Raw genomic sequence first — 20,519 nt, 5'->3', positions numbered from 1 at the left:
CGGTCACTTGAGTCCCAGATCCCTCTCGACCAAATCGAACAGTTCGTCGTCCGTGGCGTGTCCCAGCCGGTCGGCCAGGGCGGCGCTGTCAGCGGAGGCCGTACCGGTCCCGTTCCGGGTCGCGGCCAGGAGCGACTCCAGCCGCATCACGATCCGGACCCGGTCGAGGTCGTCGCCGGAACGGCGGGCGAGCGCCGCCTCGAGCCGGTCGAGTTCGTCCGTCGACGGCAGGTCGTCGACGGCGTCCCGCGGCATCAGCAGGTCCAACAGGTGTTCCGCCAGCGCGACGGGGGTCGGCTGGTCGAAGACGAGCGTGGCGGGCAGTGTCAGGCCGCTCGCGGTGGCCAGCCCGTCGCGCAGCGCCACAGCGGTCAGCGAGTCGGCGCCCAGGTCGCGGAAGGTGCGGTCCGGTTCGATGTCCTCCGCCCGCGTGTGGCCGAGCGCGACGGCGGCGTGGGTGCGGACCAGTTCCAGCGCCGCGCGTTCGCGCTCCACCGGGGACAGTCCGGCGAGCCGGGCGCGGAACCCGTCCTCGGCGGTGTCGGGAGCGGCCGCGGCCCCGGCGGGTCGCAGGGCCTGCACCTCGGGCAGTTCGGCGAGCAGCGGGCTGGGGCGCAGCGCGGTGAAGGAGGGTGCGAACCGCTCCCAGTCGACCTCGGCGGTCGCGGTGGAGGGTTCGCGGGCGTCGAGGGCCTGGCGCAGCGCGATCATGGCGGGGCCGGGCTGGAGGAGGGTGATGCCGCGGCGCAGCATCGGTTCCACGGCGGCCTGGTCGACCATGCCGCCGCCGTCCCAGGGTCCCCAGGCGACGGAGAGGACGGGGGCGCCCTCGCGGCTGCGCTGTTGGGCGAGCGCGTCGAGGTAGGCGTTGCCGGCGGCGTAGCCCCCGTGCTGGCCCACGCCCCACATCGCGGAGATGGAGGAGAAGTGGACGACGGCGTCCAGTGCGGTGGGGTCGAGCAGTTCGTCGAGGTGGCGGGCTCCGGCGACCTTGCCGCCGATCAGGTGGGCGAGGTCGGCGACGCCGGTGTCGGCGAGCGGGGCCAGTACGCCCAGGCCGGCGGTGTGCATGACGGTCCGGACGGTGGTGCCGTCGGCGGCCAGCGCGCCGAGTGCCCGGCCGACGTCGTCGCGGTCCTGGAGGTCGCAGGCGACGAGGGTGACGCGGGAGCCGAGGGCGGTGAGTTCTCCGGTGAGTTCGCGGGCGCCCGGGGCGTCGGGGCCGCGCCGGCTCATCAGGACGAGGTGTTCGGCTCCCTCGGTCGCCAGCCAGCGGGCGACGTGGCCGCCGATGGCGCCGGTGCCGCCGGTGACCAGCACCGTGCCGTTCGGTGTCCATCCCGTGCCGGGACGCGGGGGGACGGGGTCGGCGTGGCGCAGCCGGCGTCCGAGGGCGGCCGTGGCCCGGACGGCCACCTGGTCCTCGTCGTCGGTGCGGGTCAGGGTGGCCGCGAGCCGGGCGGCCAGGCGCGTGTCGTGGCCGAGGCCGTCGGCGGGCAGGTCGACCAGGCCGCCCCAGTGGCGGGGGTGTTCCAGTGCCGCGACGCGGCCCAGGCCCCAGACGGCGGCCTGGGCGGGGCTGGCCGGCGCCTCGTCCGCGTCCGCGCCGACGGCGCCGGCGGTGAGGGTCCACAGCGGGCCCGGTTCGACGTCGAGGGCGGCGTGCAGCAGGCAGAGGGTGCCGGCCAGGCCGGCGGTGATCACCGGGTGGTCGGGGTGCGGTGTCTCGTCCAGGGCGAGCAGGGAGACCACGCCGCGGAGTTGTTCGCCGGGGACGACGTAGTCGCGGAGCAGGTCTGCGAACTCCTCCGCGTCGGTGTGGGCGGGGTCGACGACGAGGAGGTCGACCTCGCCCTGCCGTTCGGTGAGCGCCGCGCGGCAGGCGTCGGCCGTCGCGGCGGCGGCGTCGGGGGCGACCAGGAGCCACCGCCCGGCGCAGGACACCAGGGCCGGCTCCTCCAGGGGCGTCCAGGCGATCCGGTACCGCCAGGCGCCGACGGCTTCGTGCTCGCGGGCGTCGCTGTGCCAGGCCGACAGGGCCGGCAGCAGCGGCTCCAGCGCCGCCGGGTCGAGGCCGGCGGTGGCGGCCAGGGACGCGACGTCGCCCTCGTCGACGGCCGCCCAGAAGCGGGACTCCGCCGGTGAGGCGGCGGGCGGCGGGGTCACGGTGGTGTCGGGGGCCGGGAGGTCGGGCCAGAAGCGGGTGCGCTGGAAGGGGTAGGTGGGCAGGTCGACGCGGTCGCCCGCGCCCGTCACCGCGGGCCAGTCGATCTCGGTCCCCCGTGTGTGGGCGCGGGCGATCATGCGGAGCACTGTCTCCGCCTCGTCCTGCTCCGGGCGCAGCGCGGGGGCGGCCACCAGGCTGTCGACCTGCTCCTGGGCGAGGGCGCAGAGCACTCCGGCGGGGCCCAGTTCCAGTGCGGTGCGTACTCCGGTGAGCTGGGCGAGGGCATCGGCGAAGCGGACCGGCTCACGGATCTGGCCGACCCAGTAGGCGGGGGTGGCCGGGTCGCCGGGGGCGGTGGTGAGGATCGGGATCTGCGGGGTGTGGTACGTCAACGACTCGGCGACCGTGGCGAATTCGGCCAGCATGGGTTCCATCAGGTGCGAGTGGAAGGCGTGGGAGACCGCCAGCCGCTTGACCCGGACCCCCTCCCCGCGCAGCCGCTCCTCCAGGACGGCGACGGCCGCGGCGTCGCCGGAGACCGTGACCGAGGTGGGGCCGTTGACGGCGGCGAGGTCCACCCCGTCGGGAAGTACGAGGTCCTCCTCGGCCGTCTCCACGGCGAGCATCGCACCGCCCTCGGGCAGGGCGTCCATCAACCGCCCGCGCGCCGACACCAAGGTGCACGCGTCGTCCAGGGAGAGCACCCCGGCCACGTGGGCGGCGGCGAGTTCACCGATCGAGTGCCCCACGAGCACGTCCGGGGTGACCCCCCAGGACTCCAGCAGGCGGAAGAGGGCCACTTCCAGGGCGAACAGGCCCGCCTGCGTGTAGACGGTCCGCCCCAGCAGACCGGCGTCGTCACCGAACACCACATCCCGCAACGGCCGTTCCAGGTCCACGCGGGCACAGACCGCGTCGAACGCGTCCGCGAACACCCCGTACGCCTCGTACAACTCCCGCCCCATGCCCAGCCGCTGCGAACCCTGGCCGGAGAACAGCAGGGCCAGGCGGCCGGATTCGGCGACGTCGCGGACGGTCAGGTGGCCGGCGTCGGCGAGGTCGGAGAGTGCGGCGAGCAGGGCCTCGCGGTCGTGTCCTACGGCCACGGCCCGGTGTTCCAGGTGGGCCCGGCCGTCCGCGAGGGAGACCGCCACGTCGAGGGGGTGGAGGCTGTCGTCGTGCGTGACCCGCTCGGCCAGCCGGGCGGCCTGCTCCCGCAGCGCCCGGGAGGTGCGGGCGGAGAGCGCCCACGGGATCAGGGGCGGGGCCGTCCGGGGTGCGGGGGTTTCGGGGCGGGCCGGGGCGGGGGCGTGCTCCAGCACCACGTGGGCGTTGGTGCCGCTGATGCCGAAGGCGGACACCCCCGCGCGGCGGGGGCGGTCCAGCTCCGGCCACGGGCGGGCGCTGGTGAGCAGTTCCACCGAGCCGGCCGTCCAGTCCACCTCGGGGGTGGGCTCGGACACGTGCAGGGTGCGGGGCAGCACGCCGTGCCGCAGGGCCATGACCGTCTTGATGATGCCGCCGACCCCGGCAGCGGCCTGGGTGTGCCCGATGTTGGACTTCAGCGACCCGAGCCACAGGGGCTGTTCGGCGGGCCGGTCCTGGCCGTAGGCGGCGAGCAGTGCCTGTGCCTCGATCGGGTCGCCCAGCCTCGTGCCGGTGCCGTGCGCCTCGACCAGGTCCACTTCGTGCGGCTCCACGCCGGCCGAGGCCAGCGCGGCACGGATCACCCGCTGCTGGGAAGGGCCGTTGGGTGCCGTCAGGCCGTTGGAGGCGCCGTCGGAGTTGACCGCGGAGCCGCGCACCACCGCCAGGACCTCGTGCCCGTTGCGCTGTGCTTCGGAGAGGCGTTCCACCAGCAGCAGCCCCACCCCCTCGCCCCAGCCGGTGCCGTCCGCGTCGGCGGAGAACGCCCGGCAGCGGCCGTCGGACGCCAGGCCGTCCTGGCGGGCGAACTCGGAGAAGATTCCGGGACTGGTCATCACCGCGACACCGCCGACGACGGCCATGGTGCACTCGCCGTCGCGCAGTGACTGCGCGGCGAGGTGCAGGGCGACCAGGGACGAGGAGCAGGCGGTGTCCACGGTCAGTGTCGGGCCCTCCAGCCCGAAGGCGTAGGCCACCCGGCCGGACAGGACGCTGCCCGACATTCCGGTGAGCAGGTGCCCTTCGGAGCCGGGGACGGCGATGCCCACTCCGTATCCGGAGGGTGAGGCGCCGATGAAGACGCCGGTGGGCGTCGAGCGCACGGCGTGCGGGCCCAGCCCGGCGCGCTCGAACAGTTCCCAGGAGGTCTCCAGGAGCAGCCGCTGCTGCGGGTCCATCGCCATGGCCTCGCGCGGCGAGATGCCGAACAGGCCGGCGTCGAAGGAGGTGGCGCTGTGGACGAAGCCGCCGACGCGGGTGTAGGGGTCGCCGGGGCCCGTGCCGTCGTCGGTGGGCCATCCGCGGTCGGACGGGAAGCCGCCGACCGCGTCGATGCCCTCGGTGACCAGCCGCCACAGTTCCTCCGGCGAGGAGGCGCCGCCGGGGTAGCGGCATGCCATGCCGACGATCGCCAGGGGCTCGTCGGACGCCTCGGCCGTCGTGGCCGTCCGCCGGTCGTCGCCGCTGACCAGCGACAGCACGTGGCGGGTGACGTCGGAGGGGGTCGGGTGGTCGAAGACCAGCGTCGTGGGCAGGCGCAGGTCGAGAGCGGCGGCCACCCGGTTGCGGACGGTCACGGCGCTGAGGGAGTCCACGCCCAGGTCCTTGAACGGGCGGTCGGCGTCGACCGGTTCGGAGTAGCCGAGGACCGCCGCGGTCTCCCGGCGGACCAGGTCGAGTACGGTGCGGGACCACTCCGACTGCGGCAGTCCGGCCAGCAGGGTCCGCACGGCCGCGGTTCCGTCCTCGGCGGCCGGTTCCCCGGCCAGGGCCTCGGCGGCCTCGGGCAGGGCCGAGAGGAGGGGGCTGGGCCGGCGGCTGGTGAAGGCGGGGGTGAAGCGTGCCCAGTCGATGTCCGCGACGACCACGCAGGTGGCATCGGTGTCGATCGCGTGCTCCAGCGCGGTGACGCACAGCCCCGGCGGCATGGGGCGCAGGCCGCGGCGCTTGAGGTACTCGTCGGCGCCGCCCCTGGCGGCCATGCCGATCTGGTCCCAGGAGCCCCAGGCCACGGCGGTGCCGGTCCGGCCGGCCGCCCGGCGGGCCGCGGCGAGGGCGTCGAGGTGGGCGTTGGCGGCGGCGTAGGCGGCCTGGCCGCCGCTCCCCCACACTCCGGCGATCGAGGAGAACAGCACGAACAGTTCGGCGTCGGGCAGGAGCGCGTCGAGGTGCTCGGCCCCGGCGGCCTTGGCCCGCAGTCCCTCGGCCAGGACGGGGACGGAGGTGGAGTCGAGCGGCAGGGCCGGGTCGGTTCCGGCCGCGTGCACCACTCCGGTGACCGGGTGCTCGGCCAGCAGGGCGGCCAGGGCGTCACGGTCGGCGGCATCGCACGCGAGGACGACCGCGGTGGCGCCCAGGGCGGCGAGTTCGGCGACCAGTTCGGCGGCGCCGGGCGCGTCGGGGCCTCTCCTGCTGCTCAGCACCAGTTTCCGGGTGCCCCGGCGGGCGAGCATACGGGCGGTCTCGGCACCCAGCGCACCGGTGCCACCGGTGATCAGCACCGCCTCGGGCGCCGCTCTTGCGGGCAGGGGGTCGGCGGCCGGTGCGTGGAGGAGGCGGCGCACGTAGACGCCTTCGGCCCGTACGGCGACCTGGTCCTCGGCGGCGGTGAGGACGGCGGCGAGGCGGGCCGTCGCCCGCGGCTCGGGTTCGGCGGGCAGGTCGATCAGTCCTCCCCACCGCTCGGGGTGTTCCAGCGCGGCCACCCGGCCCAGTCCCCAGAGGCGGGCGGCGGCGGGGTCGAGGATCCGGTCGGCGCGGTTCGTGGAGACGGCGCCGGTCGTGACGCACCACAGGGGGGCGGTGACCTCGGCGTCGGCCAGTGCCTGGACGGCCGTGAGGGTCGCGCCGAGGCCGACGGAGACCGCCCCGTCCTCGGGGTGTGCCCGGCGGTCGTCGGCGAGGAGCGACAGGACTCCGGTGACCGGTTCGGCTCCTTCGGCGGCCTGGCGCAGGAGTTCGCTGAGCCCCCACCGGTCGAGGGAGTCGTCGGGGACGGTGACGTCGACCGGTTCCGCGCCCGCCTGCCGCAGTGCCCGGGCGCAGCGTTCGGCGTGGCCGGGGTCGACGTTCCCGGTGTGCAGCAGGAGCCAGCGTCCGTCGAGGGCGGCGGCCGGGGCGCGGTCGGCGGGCTGCCAGGCGACGCGGTAGCGCCAGGAGTTCACGGTGGAGTGTTCTGCCCGGTCCCGGCGCCACACCGCGAGGGCCGGCAGGACGGTTTCCAGGCCGTCACCGGAGTCCAGGCGCAGGGTGTCGGAGACCTGCTCGTAGTCGAGCCGGTCGACGGCTTCCCAGAAGTCCGTCTCGGCCGGGTCGGTGTCCGTGGTGCCGCTCGTGTCGGGTACCGCCCCGGGCGGTTCGGTCATCCAGTAGTGGGTGTGCTGGAAGGCGTAGGTGGGCAGGTCGACGGGGTCGGCCTGCGGCAGCACCCGTGTCCAGTCGACGGGGGCTCCGTGTGTGTGGGCCTCGGCCAGCGCGGTCGCCCAGCGCCGCGGGCCGCCCTCGCCGCGGCGCAGGGTGCCCAGCACCGCCCCGGTACGGCCTGCGGCCTCCATGCTTTCCTGTACTCCGACAGCCAGCACCGGGTGGGGGCTGATCTCCAGGAACAGGGTGCGCCCCTCGGTCAGCAGGGTGCGGGTGACGTCCTCGAACCGCACCGTGTTACGCAGATTGTCGAACCAGTACCGCGCGTCCAGCCCCGCCGTGTCCTCCCGCAGACCACTCACCGTCGAATAGAACGGCACCGACGAGGACACCGGCACCACCGGACCCAGATCCTCCAACAACCGCTCCCGGACCCGCTCCACCTGCACACAGTGCGAGGCATAGTCCACCGGCACACGACGCGCCCGGACCCCCTCCTCCACGCAGTACGCGAGCAACTCCTCCACCGCACCCGCATCACCGGACACCACCGTGGAACCCGGCCCGTTCACCGCCGCCACCGACAACCCCGCCCACCGCGCCACCAACTCCCGCGCCCGCGCCACCGGAACCGCCAGGGACACCATCCCCCCCAGCCCCGACAACTCCCCCGCGATCGCACGAGCCCGCAGCGCCACCACCCGCGCCCCGTCCTCCAACGACAGACCACCCGCCACCACCGCCGCAGCGATCTCCCCCTGCGAATGACCCACCACCGCCGCCGGCACCACACCCACCGACGCCCACAACCGCGCCAAAGACACCATCACCGCCCACAACACCGGCTGGACCACCTCCACCCGCTCCAGCTCCGCACCCTCCCCCCGCACCACCTCCAACAGGGAGAAATCCGTGAACGGCTCCAACGCCCGCCCACACTCCGCCATCGCCCCGGCGAACACCGGCTCCCGCTCCAACAACTCCCCCGCCATCCCCACCCACTGCGAACCCTGACCGGGAAAGACGAAGACCGGGGGCTCGGCGGAACGGGCGGTGCCGAGCACCGCGTCCGGATGCGGAACGCCTTGCGCCAGCGCCCGCAGCGCTCCGGCGCGATCCGGCCCCAGCACCACCGCCCGGTGTTCCAACAGCGCGCGGGAGACCGCCAGGGTGCGGGCGACGCCCGCCGGGTCGTGGTCGTCGGCGACCTCGGCCAGCCGTTCGGCCTGTCCGCGCAGCGCCTCGGGGGTGCGGGCGGACAGGATCCAGGGCAGCACCGTGGTGTCGGCGATGCCCCGCGCGGGCGCGTCGGTGTCCCCGGCCCCTGCCTTGTATTCGTCCTCGTCCTCGTCCTCGGTGGGTGCGGCCGTGGCGTCGGCGCTCTCCAGGACGAGGTGAGCGTTGGTTCCGCTGATGCTGAAGGAGGAGACGCCCGCGTGGCGAGGGCGCTCGGGGTCCTGCGGCCAGGCGGTCGGGGCGGTCAGCAGCCGGACGTGGCCCCGGGACCAGTCGACATGCGGGGTGGGGTCGGTGGCGTGGAGGGTGGGGGGCAGCTCCTCGGCGCGCAGGGCCATCACCATCTTGATGAGGCCGGCGACACCGGACGCGGCCTGGGCGTGCCCGATGTTGGACTTGATCGACCCCAGCCACAGCGGCTTGTCGGCGGGCCGGTCCTGCCCGTAGGCGTTGAGCAGCGCCTGTGCCTCGATCGGGTCGCCCAGGGTGGTGCCGGTGCCGTGCGCCTCCACCGCGTCGATGTCGGCGGCGGCGAGCTGGGCGTTCTCCAGCGCGGCGCGGATGACGCGTTCCTGGGAGGGGCCGTTCGGTGCGGTCAGGCCGTTGGACGCGCCGTCCTGGTTGACCGCGGACCCCTTGATCACGGCGAGCACCCGGTCGCCGCGGCGGCGGGCGTCCGAGAGGCGGCGCAGCACGAGGACGCCGGCGCCCTCGGCCCAGCCGGTGCCGTCGGCGTCCGCGGAGAACGGCTTGCAGCGGCCGTCGGCCGCGAGCCCTCGTTGTCTGCTGAACTCGGTGAAGATGCCCGGGCTGACCATGACGGTGACACCGCCCGCGAGCGCCGTGTCGCACTCGCCGTTGCGCAGCGCCTGCACGGCGAGGTGGGTGGCGACCAGCGACGACGAGCAGGCCGTGTCCACGGTGACGGCGAGCCCTTCGAGGCCCAGGGCGTAGGCGACGCGGCCGGAGACGACGCTGGGCGCGCCGCCGGTGAGCAGATGGCCCTCGACGCCCTGCGGGAGGGCGCGCAGACCGCTGCCGTAGGCGGACGACGAGGAGCCGATGAAGACGCCGGTGCGGGTTCCGCGCAGGGACAGCGGGTCGATGCCGGCGCGTTCCAGGGCCTCCCAGGAGGTCTCCAGCATCAGCCGCTGCTGGGGGTCCATGGCGAGCGCCTCGTGGGGCGAGACGTTGAACAGGTCGGCGTCGAAGTCGCCCGCGTCGTGGAGGAATCCGCCCTCGCGCACGTAGGTGGTGCCGGCGGCGTCGGGGTCGTCGTCGTACACGACGGTGTCCCAGCCGCGGTCGAGGGGGAATCCGGAGATGCCGTCCCGGCCCTCGGAGACCAGGTGCCAGAGGTCCTCCGGGGAGTGCACGTCGCCGGGGTAGCGGCAGCCCATGCCGACGATCGCCACGGGTTCGCTCCCGCGCGCCTCGACCTCCCGCAGCTGGCGCCGGGTCTGCCGCAGATCCGCGGTGAGGCGCCTGAGGTAGTCGAGATACTTCTGATTGTCGGCCACTCGATGCCACCTTCTCCGGACCGGCAGTTCGCTTTTCGCGCCGGGAATCTCACGCCCATCACACGGGCCGCGTGACGCATAGTCTTTTCTGGTTTCCCGAGCCTTTTCGGGTTCCCGGAAAATCGCCCCAATACCAACAGCAAAAACCCTCACTGAGGCTACGAACGACCCCGAGCCGCCGACAACCCCTAAGCCCACCCCTAGGGGGGTGACGAGCCGTGAGGTCGCCCCGGGCGTCCGGGGGGCGGGCCGGTGCGCCGGGAATGACCGGCGCAAAGGAAGGGGGCCGTGCCGTTTCGACTACGCCACGCGGCCCGGACGGTGCGGGCCGGTCCGTGGCATCACGCGACGACTGCGGGAGGTATTCCGGGAACTGTTCGCGCAATACCTCCCGACGCACCGCACGCGGATGAACTCCGGCACCCGGCGGGTGGTGGGTCACGGACTCTCCAGCTCGTTGTCGATGAGCGCGAAGATGTTTTCCTCGGTGGCGGAATACAGATCGGCGTCCCGGCCCTCGTCCGCGGTGTCCGGGCCGTCGGGCTGATCCGCCCACCGGGCGAGCAGGGCGCTCATCCTGACGCGCAGCCGGGCACGGTCGCCGTCGGTCAGCTCTCCCGACGCGGCCTCCAGTTGGTCGAGTCCGGCCATCACGGCCTCCGCCGGGTCGTGAGCGGGCGGCACCAGGTCGGCTCCGAGCCGCTCGGCGAGCGCTTCGGGTGTCGGGTGGTCGAAGACGAGGGTGGCGGGCAGCCGGGTGCCGGTGGCCGCGCCGAGCCGGTTGCGCAGTTCCACGGCGGTCAGCGAGTCGAAGCCGAGGTCCTTGAACGCCCGGTCCCGTTCGACGGCGTCCGCTCCGGCGAAGCCGAGCACGGCGGCCGCCTCCGACCTCACCCAGTCCAGCAGCACCTGCGCCCGCTCGGCGGGGGGCAGGGCCCGCAGCCGGTCGGCGAAGCCGGCCTCCCGGACCGCGGCGGCGGTGCGCCGGCGGCCCCGTACCAGTCCGCGCAGCAGATGCGGTACGTCGGAGCGGCCGGCGAACCCGGTGACGTCGACGGCGCCGGGCACCACGGCCGGGTCGGGCCCGGTGAGGGCCTCGTCGAGCAGGGCGAGCCCTTCGTCGGCGGTGAGTACGGGCAGGCCGGAGCCGGCGGCCCGCCTGCGGTCGCCGTCGGTGAGCACGCCGAGCATGCCCGCGCCGACGTCCCACGGGCCCCACGCCAGGGACAGGGCGGGAAGTCCGCAGGTGTGGCGGTGGTGGGCCAGGGCGTCGAGGTAGGCGTTGGCCGCGGCGTACGAGGCCTGGCCGGGGCTGCCCAGGGTCGCGGAGACGGACGAAAAGAGCACGAACTCCTCGGCGTCGGGCACAAGTTGGTGCAGGGTGCGTGCCGCGGTGATCTTGGGTGCCAGCACCGGGGCGACACGGTCGGGTGTGAGGGCGGTGGCGACACCGTCGTCGAGGACGCCGGCGAGGTGGAAGACGGAGCTGATGCGTCGCCCCTTCACCGCCTGGGCCAGGGCGTGGGGGTCGGTGACGTCGCAGGCCACGATCTCGACGCGCGCTCCGGCCGTCTCGAGGTCCGCCGCCAGGGTGTCCGCGCCTTCGGCGTCCGGGCCCCGGCGGCTGAGGAGCAGCAGCCTGTCGGCGCCGCGCCGCTCCACCAGGTGCCGGGCGATCAGCGCGCCCAGCGCACCGGTACCCCCCGTGATCAGCGCCGTGCCGCCGGGCTCCACCGCGCGCGGCAGGGACAGCACGACCTTGCCCACATGCCGGGCCTGGCTCATGAAGCGGAACGCGTCGGGCGCCCGCCGTACGTCGAAGGTCCGTATCGGCGGCAGGGTGAGCGCTCCCCGCGCGAACAGGGCCAGCACCTCGTCCAGCATCTGTCCGATCCGCTCGGGACCGGCCTCGCTCAGATCGAACGCGCGGTAGGTCCGGCCCTCCACCGCGTCCGGGTCGCGGACGTCCGCCTTGCCCATCTCCACGAACCGTCCGCCCGGAGCCAGCAGGCGCACCGAGGCGTCGACGAACTCTCCGGCCAGCGCGTTCAGGACCACGTCCACCCCGCGGCCGCCCGTGCGCTCCGCGAAGATCTTCTCGAATTCCAGGTCCCGCGAGGAGGCGAGGTGCCCGGTGTCCAGTCCGGTCGCGTCCCACTTGCCGGGCGAGGCCGTGCCGTACACCTCGGCTCCCGCGTGCCGTGCGATCTGCACCGCCGCCATCCCGACCCCGCCGGCGGCCGCGTGCACCAGCACCGATTCCCCGGCCGACAGACCGCCGACGTCCAGCAGCCCGTAGTACGCCGTCACGAACGCGATCGGGACCGCGGCGCCCTGGACGAAGGACCATCCGGCCGGAACGGGGGCCAGCAGCCGCTCGTCGGCCACCGCCGACGGGCCCATCGCCCCGCTGAAGAACCCCAGCACCCGGTCCCCCACGGCCAGTTTCGAGACCCCCGGCCCGATTTCCACCACCACGCCGGCGGCCTCGCCTCCCAGCTCCACCTCTCCGGGGTACATGCCCAGTACGTTCAGCACGTCCCGGAAGTTCATGCCCGCCGCTCGTACCGCCACCCGTACCTGTCCTTCTTCCAGGGCGGCTTCCGTATCGGGTGCGGGCACCAGCCCCACACCCTCGACAGCGCCCCGCGAGACCACGCCCACCCGCCAGGGGCCCTCGGGCGCCCGCAGGGTGCGGTCCGCGGGCGAGGCCAGACGGGGGGTGTACAGCCGGCCGTCGCGGACGGCGAGTTCCGGTTCGTCCGCGCCGGGTGCGGCGAGCAGCGCCGTCCAGGGGTCGGCGTCGATGTCGACCATCAGCAGGCGGCCGGGGTTCTCCGACTGCACGCTGCGCAGCAGGCCGCGCACGGCGGCGCCCGCCAGGTCGGTCAGGTCCTCGCCGGGACCGGCGGCGACGGCGCCACGGGTGAGCACCACGAGGGTGGCGTCGGTGTCCTCGCGGGCCAGGAAGTCCTGGACGGTGGCGAGCATCGCGGTCACCCGCCTCTGCGCGTCGTCCCGGTCGTCGTCCGGTGCCGAGGTGACCAGCAGCAGGCCGGCCGAGGCGGAGGCGATGCCGGGCGCCCGTACGCAGTCGGCTCCCAGGGCCGAGAGCGCCTCGGCCGCGCCGTAGGGGTCGTCGCCCAGGACGGCCCAGGTGCCGGGGGTGCGTGCCGGGTCGGGCAGCGGGATCCAGTCGACCCGGTGCACCGGCCGCGCGGGGGTGGTCCTCGTCGCGGTGTCCTCGGCGAGGGGACGCAGCACGACGCGTCCGACGGATACGACGGTCTGCCCGCCGGGGTCGACGGCCAGCAGTTCCACGCCGTCGGCGCCGAGGGGTGAGACACGCACGCGGAGCGTGGTGGCGCCGGAGACGGTCAGTGCCACCTGCGACCAGGAGAACGGCAGTCCGGGGGGTCCGGCGGGGCCGTCGGACGCTTCCGCCCCCGCGGCGAGCGAGTGGAGCGCGGCGTCGAGCAGTGCCGGGTGCAGTCCGAAGCGTCCGGCGTCGGCGTGTGCCGTCTCGGGCAGTTCGACCTCGGCCCAGAGTTCCTGGCCCGTTCGCCAGACTCGGCGCAGGCCCTGGAAGGCGGGGCCGTACTCCAGGCCGGCCGCGGCCAGGGAGGGGTAGAGCTCGTCGGTCGGGACGGGCTGGGCGCCGGCCGGCGGCCAGGACAGTTCCGGCGCGGCCGCCGGGGCGGCGGTCCGCAGGGTGCCGGAGGCGTGCCGGGTCCACGGCTGCCCGATCCAGCCGGTGTCATCGCAGGTGCGGGAGTGGACGGTGATCTCCCGTCCCCCGTCCTCGCCCGGAGCGTCGACGGAGACCTGGATCTGGACGGATTCCTCGGCGGTCAGCACCAGCGGGGTGTGCAGGACCAGTTCGTCCAGGACGTCGCAGTCCGTCTGGTCGCCGGCGCGTACCGCGAGGTCGACGAAGGCGGTGCCGGGCACCACGATCCGGCCGTGCACGCGGTGTTCCGCGAGCCACGGGTGCGTCCGCGGGGAGATGCGTCCGGTGAACAGCAGGCCGCCGTCGTCGGCGAGTTCCACGCCGGCGGCGAGGATGGGGTGCCCGGTCTCCCCCAGTCCGGCGGAGACCACGTCGCCGGAGCGTGCCGAGGCCGAGGCGGAGGGCCAGTAGCGCTCGCGCGTGAAGGCGTAGGTGGGCAGCTGGACGCGCCGGCCGCCGGCGGGGGCGAGCAGGGCGGCCCGGTCCACCGCGACACCCCGCACATGCAGGGTTCCCACGGCGCGGAGCAGCGTTTCGGTCTCGTCGCGTCCGGTCCGCAGTGCCGGTACGGCCGTGCCCTGTTCCAGCAGCTCCGAGGCGGCCGCCGACAGCACTCCGTCCGGGCCCAGTTCCAGGGCTGTGCGTACTCCGGTGAGCCGGTTCACGGCGTCGGCGAAGCGGACCGGCTGCCGGACCTGTCCGACCCAGTAGGCGGGGGTGTCGATCTGCCCCGGCGCGGTCGTCTCGATCGGGACCTGCGGGGCGTGGTACGTCAACGACTCGGCGACCGTGGCGAATTCGGCCAGCATGGGTTCCATCAGGTGCGAGTGGAAGGCGTGGGAGACCGCCAGCCGCTTGACGCGTAGGCCTTGTGCCCGGAGTCGTTCCTCCAGGGCGGTGACGGCCGCGGCGTCCCCGGAGACCGTGACCGAGGCGGGTGCGTTGACGGCGGCGAGGTCCACCCCGTCGGGCAGTGTGAGGGCTTCCTCCGCCACCCCCACGGCGAGCATCGCCCCACCCTCCGGCAGGGCGTCCATCAACCGCCCGCGCGCCGACACCAGAGCACAGGCGTCGTCCAGGGACAGCACCCCGGCCACATGCGCGGCGGCTATCTCCCCCACCGAGTGCCCCACCAGCACATCCGGGGCCACCCCCCACGACTCCACCAGCCGGAACAACGCCACTTCCAGGGCGAACAGACCCGCCTGCGTGTAGACGGTCCGCCCCAGCAGACCGGCGTCGTCACCGAACACCACATCCCGCAGCGGCCGTTCGAGCTCCACGCGGGCACAGACCGCGTCGAACGCGTCCGCGAACACCCCGTACGCCTCGTACAACTCCCGGCCCATGCCCAGCCGCTGCGAACCCTGACCGGAGAACAGCACGGCCAGGGAGCTGTCTTCCTCGGCCCGTCCGACGACGGCGCCGGCGAGGTTCCGCAGCGCGGCGCCCGCGGTTTCGGTGTCGGCCGCCAGCACCACGGCACGGTGCTCCAGTGCTCCTCTGGTCGTTGCCAGCGAGTGGGCGACGTCGGCGATCCGGTGCTCTCCGAGGGCCGCTGCCAGCTTCTCCGCCTGTGCCGGAAGCGCGTCCGCCGTCCGGGCGGAGAGCAGCAGCGGGAGCAGCGGGGTGCTGCCGTCGCTCAACGGTGCCGGCGTTTCGGCGTGCTCGGTCGCCGCGACGGCCTCCAGCACCACGTGGGCGTTGGTGCCGCTGACGCCGAACGAGGAGACCCCGGCCCGGCGGGGCCGGCCGGTCTCCGGCCAGGGGCGTGACGTGGTCAGCAGTTCGACCGCGCCGGCCGACCAGTCCACCTGGGGGGTGGGGGCGTCGACGTGCAGTGTTTCCGGCAGGATGCCCCGGCGGATCGCCTCCACCATCTTGATCACACCCGCCACGCCGGCGGCGGCCTGGGTGTGGCCGATGTTGGACTTCAGGGAGCCCAGGTACAGGGGTTCGTCACGTTCCTGACCGTAGGTGGCCAGCAGCGCCTGGGCCTCGATCGGGTCGCCGAGTCTGGTGCCCGTGCCGTGCGCCTCCACCACGTCGATGTCGGCGGGCCGCAGGTCGGCGTCGGCCAGCGCCTTGCGGATGACGCGGCGCTGGGCAGGGCCGTTGGGGGCGGTGAGACCGTTGGAGGCGCCGTCCTGGTTGACCGCGCTGCCGCGCACCACCGCCAGGACCCGGTGCCCGTTGCGCCGGGCGTCCGAGAGGCGCTCCACCAGGAGCATGCCGACGCCCTCGCCCCAGCCGGTGCCGTCGGCGGCGGCGGCGAACGCCTTGCAGCGGCCGTCGGCCGCCAGCCCGAGCTGTCGGCTGAACTCCACGAAGGCGGTCGGTGTCGACATCACCGTGACCCCGCCGGCCAGGGCCATCGAGCACTCGCCGGCGCGCAGGGCGCGTACGGCCAGGTGCAGTGCCACCAGGGACGACGAGCACGCGGTGTCCACCGTGAGAGTGGGTCCCTCGAAGCCGAAGGTGTAGGCGACGCGGCCGGAGAGCACGGCAGCGGCGTTGCCGGCGCCCTGGTGCCCCTCGCTGACTTCGGGATCGGCGGCGAGCAGGACCGGATAGTCCTGCCCGTTGGTGCCCGCGAACACGGCGGTGTCGCTGCCGCGCAGTGCGGCGGGATCGATGCCGGCGTGCTCCAGGGCCTCCCAGGCGACCTGGAGCATCAGGCGCTGCTGCGGGTCGGTGGCCACCGCCTCGCGGGGTGAGATGCCGAAGAAACGGGCGTCGAACTCGGCGACGTCGCTGATGAATCCGCCCTCACGGACGTACGAGGTGCCCGCGCTGCCTTCGGGTTCGTAGAGGCGTGCGGTGTCCCAGCCCCGGTCCTCGGGGAAGTCGGTGATGCCGTCGCGGCCCTCGGCGACCACCTGCCACAGCTCGTCGGGGGAGGTGATGCCTCCCGGATAGCGGCAGGCCATGCCGACGATGGCGATGGGTTCGTCGGCGGCGGCGGTGGTGGCCACCGCTCCCCCGTCGCCGTCCACGTCCAGAACGAGGTCGTCGAGGTGGTCGGCCAGCGCGGCGGGGGTGGGATGGTCGAAGACGACGGTGGCAGGCAGGCTGAAGCCGGTGTCTTCGGCCAGGAGGTTGCGCAGTTCGACGGCGGTGAGCGAGTCGAAACCCAGGTCCCTGAAAGCCCTGCGGGGATCGATGGCGTCGGCGTCGTGGTGGCCCAGTACGGCGGCGACGCGGGCACGGACCGACGCGACCAGTTCACGGCGGCGCTCCTTGGCCCCGAGCGCGGCGAGGCGGGCCGCGAACGCGGACCCCCCCTCGGCGCCGGCCTGTGCGGCCGGTGCCGCAGCCCCGGCCTGCGGCGCGATGACGCGCAGGCCGTCGAAGAGCCGTTGCGGCCGGGCGGCGGTGAAGGTGGGAACGAAGCGCGCCCATTCCACGTCGGCGACGACGACGGAGACGTCCCCGCCGGCCACCGCCGCGCCCAGGGCGTCGAGTGCCTTCGCCGGGTCCATGGTGCGCAAGCCGCGCCGCCGCAGGTAGTCGGCGGTCTCCTGCGCGCCGGCCATGCCGCTGCCGTGCCACGGGCCCCAGGCCACCGAGGTGGCGGGCAGGCCCCGCGCGGCACGGCGGGAGGCGATGGCGTCCAGGGCGGCGTTGGCCGCCCCGTAGGCGCCCTGGCTGCCACTGCCCCAGATACCGGAGACCGATGAGAAGAGGACGAAGGCGTCGAGATCCGTGTCGCGGAGCGCGTCGTCGAGGTGGAGGGCTCCGGTGACCTTGGCGGCCAGCACGGTGGCGAAGTCGGCCTCACTCGCGTCATCGAGTGTTCCGAACTCCCCGCTGCCGGCGGCATGGATCACGGCGCTGGGCGGGTGCGCGGCCAGCAGTCCGTCGAGGGCGGCGCGGTCGCTGACGTCGCAGGCGGCGACCGTGACCTCGGCTCCCGCCGCGGTGAGTTCGGCGGTGAGTTCGCTCATGCCCGGGGCTTCGGCACCGCGCCGACCGGCCAGCACGAGGTGCGGGGCGCCGCGGCCGGCGAGCCATCGGGCGACGTGGGCGCCGAGCGCGCCGGTGCCGCCCGTGATCAGGGTGGTTCCGCGCGGCCGCCAGGGCTCGGCCGGGCGCACGGGCGCCGGGGCCAGTCTCCGGCCGAAGGCGCCACGGGCGCGGATGGCCACCTGGTCCTCGCCCGTGCCGGCGAGGACGGCGCTCAGTCTCCGGGCGGCATCCGCGTCGAGTTCTTCCGGGAGGTCGACGGCGCCGCCCCAGCGGTGCGGCTTCTCCAGCGCGGCCGCCCGGCCCAGCGCCCACAGCTGTGCCGCCCCGTGGTCGGCGGCGGGCTCGTCGGCAGCGGTCTCGACCGCGCCTCGGGTGAGTACCCATACCGGGGGGCCGTCCCCGCGCACCGCGGCGAGCAGTGCGGCCAGCCCGAGGGACAGCTCGGGGTGGGTGGCGTGCGGCCGGGGGTCGTAGGGGAGGATCAGCCCGTCGGCGTCCGGAGCGGGGGTGCTGCCGACGACGACGGTGGCGCCGTGGGCCCACAGCGCTTCGGCGCACCAGGCGGCCAGGTCGTGGTGGGGCGCATCGGGGTCCGCCAGTACCTGCCAGGTTCCGCGCAGTGCCGGCTGCCCGGCTTCCGGCAGGGGCCGCCAGGTGACCGCGTACCGCCAATCCGCGGGGTCCGTGCCTTCGGGGGAAGGCTGGACGGCCCAGTAGTGCTCACGCTGGAAGGCGTAGGTGGGCAGGTCCACGACGCGGCCGCCGAGACCTCCGTACACCGCGGCCCAGTCGAACCGCACTCCGGCGACGTGCGCTCCCGCGACCGCCGCGAACAGGGCACCCACCCCGTCACCGCCCGCACGCTGCACCGGCAGCACACTCACCTCGGCATGATCGGCCAGACAGATCCCCGCCTGCGCCGACAGCACCCCGTCCGGACCCAGCTCCAGAAACCCGGTGACCCCGCTTCCGTGAGCCGCACGCACCGCATCCGCGAAACGCACCGGCTCACGGACCTGACCCACCCAGTAGGCGGGGGTGTCGATCTGCCCCGGCGCGGTCGTCACGATCGGGACCTGCGGGGCGTGGTACGTCAACGACTCGGCGACCGTGGCGAATTCGGCCAGCATCGGTTCCATCAGGTGCGAGTGGAAGGCGTGGGAGACCGCCAACCGCTTGACCCGGACCCCCTCCCCGCGCAGCCGCTCCTCCAGCGCGGTGACGGCTTCCGTCCCGCCGGAGACGGTGACCGAGGCGGGTGCGTTGACGGCGGCGAGGTCCACCCCGTCGGGCAGTGTGAGGGCTTCCTCCGCCACTCCCACGGCGAGCATCGCCCCACCCTCCGGCAGAGCGTCCATCAGCCGCCCGCGCGCCGACACCAGAGCACAGGCGTCGTCCAGGGAGAGCACCCCGGCCACGTGGGCGGCGGCGAGTTCACCGATCGAGTGCCCCACGAGCACGTCCGGGGTGACCCCCCAGGACTCCAGCAGGCGGAAGAGGGCCACTTCCAGGGCGAACAGGCCCGCCTGCGTGTAGACGGTCCGCCCCAGCAGACCGGCGTCGTCACCGAACACCACATCCCGCAACGGCCGTTCGAGCTCCACACGGGCGCAGACAGCGTCGAACGCGTCCGCGAACACCCCGTACGCCTCGTACAACTCCCGGCCCATGCCCAGCCGCTGCGAACCCTGACCGGAGAACAGCAGCGCCAGCTTGCCCGAGCGGGCCTCCCCGCTCACCACCCCGGCAGCCGGCACACCGGCGGCCAACGAACCCAAACCGGCCAGGAGTTCATCCCGGCCGCCGCCCATCACCGCCCCCCGGTGCTCCAGCGCCGTCCGCGTCGTCGCCAGGGAGAACCCCACATCCACCGCAGACAGCTCCGGCCGCGCCACGAGATACCCGCGCAACCGCTCGGCCTGAGCACGCAACGACCGCTCGTCCCGCCCCGACAGCACCCACAGACCGGCCGACACCACCCCGTCCGGCCCCCCACCGGCCACCACGGCATCGGCATCGGGTTCCCCGGCCGGGACACCCTCCACGATCACATGGGCGTTGGTGCCACTGACGCCGAACGAGGAGACCCCGGCCCGGCGGGGTTCTCCGGAGTCGGGCCACGGCCGGTTCTCGGTCAGGAGTTCGACCGCACCCGAGAGCCAGTCGACGTGCGGGCTGGGCGCGTCGATGTGGAGGGTCCTGGGGAGCACGCCGTGGCGCATGGCCTGAACCATCTTGATCACTCCGGCCACGCCGGAAGCGGCCTGGGTGTGGCCGATGTTGGACTTCAGGGAGCCCAGGTAGAGGGGTTCGGTACGTTCCTGGCCGTAGGTGGCCAGGAGGGCCTGGGCCTCGATCGGGTCGCCCAGGGTCGTGCCGGTGCCGTGGCCTTCGACGGCGTCGACCTCGGCGGCGGAGAGCCGGGCGGCGGCCAGTGCGTCGAGGATGACGCGGCGCTGGGCGGGGCCGTTGGGGGCGGTGAGACCGTTGGAGGCGCCGTCGGAGTTGACCGCGCTGCCGCGCACCACGGCCAGGACCCGGTGCCCGTTGCGCCGGGCGTCCGAGAGGCGCTCCACCAGGAGCATGCCGACGCCTTCGGACCAGCCGGTGCCGTCGGCGGCGGCGGCGAACGCCTTGCAGCGGCCGTCACGGGCCAGACCGCGCTGGCGGCTGAACTCGACGAAGGCGGCCGGGGTGGCCATGACGGTGACTCCGCCGGCCAGGGCCATCGAGCACTCGCCGGCCTGGAGGGCGCGTACGGCCAGGTGCAGTGCCACCAGGGACGACGAGCACGCCGTGTCCACCGTGACCGCCGGCCCCTCGAAGCCGAAGCTGTAGGCCACCCGGCCGCAGAGCACGCTGGTCGCGGTACCGGTCAGCGCGTAGCCCGCCGCTTCCTCGGCGACGGGGACGCCGATGCCGTAGCCGGAGGTACCGGCTCCGACGTACACGCCGACGGGGCTGCCCTTGAGCGGCTTCGGGTCGATCCCGGCCTGCTCGAACGCCTCCCAGGAGGTTTCCAGGAGGAGGCGCTGTTGCGGGTCCATCGCGGCGGCCTCGCGGGGCGAGATGGAGAAGAAGTCCGCGTCGAAGCGTCCCGCGTCGTGGACGAAGCCGCCCTGCCGGGAGTACGAGGTGCCCTCGCCCCGCGAGTCCGGGTCGTACAGGGAGCCGAGGTCCCAGCCGCGGTCTGCGGGGAACTCGCTGATGCCGTCGCCTCCGGCGGACACCAGGTCCCAGAGCGACTCGGGCGAGTCGATACCGCCGGGCAGCCGGCAGGCCATCCCGACGATGGCGATCGGCTCGTGCCCGGCGACGACCAGCTCCTGGTTGCGGGTTTTGAGCCGTTCGTTCTCCTTGATCAGGGTGCGCAGGGCTTCGACGTAGC

Annotated in this window: 2 protein-coding genes; both read right to left on the bottom strand. The window is 74.3% G+C overall.

Features of this window, described 5'->3' with window-relative positions; genetic code table 11:
* Positions 1–3 precede the first annotated feature (3 nt).
* On the bottom strand, positions 4–9,432 hold the full coding sequence (locus QFZ71_RS00020; RefSeq protein WP_307666162.1) for a type I polyketide synthase: 9,429 nt from the start codon (positions 9,430–9,432) through the stop codon (positions 4–6).
* A 438-nt stretch (positions 9,433–9,870) separates the two neighbouring features.
* Complete coding sequence (locus QFZ71_RS00015; RefSeq protein WP_373465062.1) at positions 9,871–20,493, bottom strand: SDR family NAD(P)-dependent oxidoreductase; 10,623 nt, start codon at positions 20,491–20,493, stop codon at positions 9,871–9,873.
* Positions 20,494–20,519 lie beyond the last annotated feature (26 nt).

This window comes from Streptomyces sp. V2I9, from assembly GCF_030817475.1.
In the GTDB taxonomy this organism is placed as follows: Bacteria; Actinomycetota; Actinomycetes; order Streptomycetales; family Streptomycetaceae; genus Streptomyces.
This window is presented reverse-complemented; position numbering and strand designations above follow the sequence as displayed.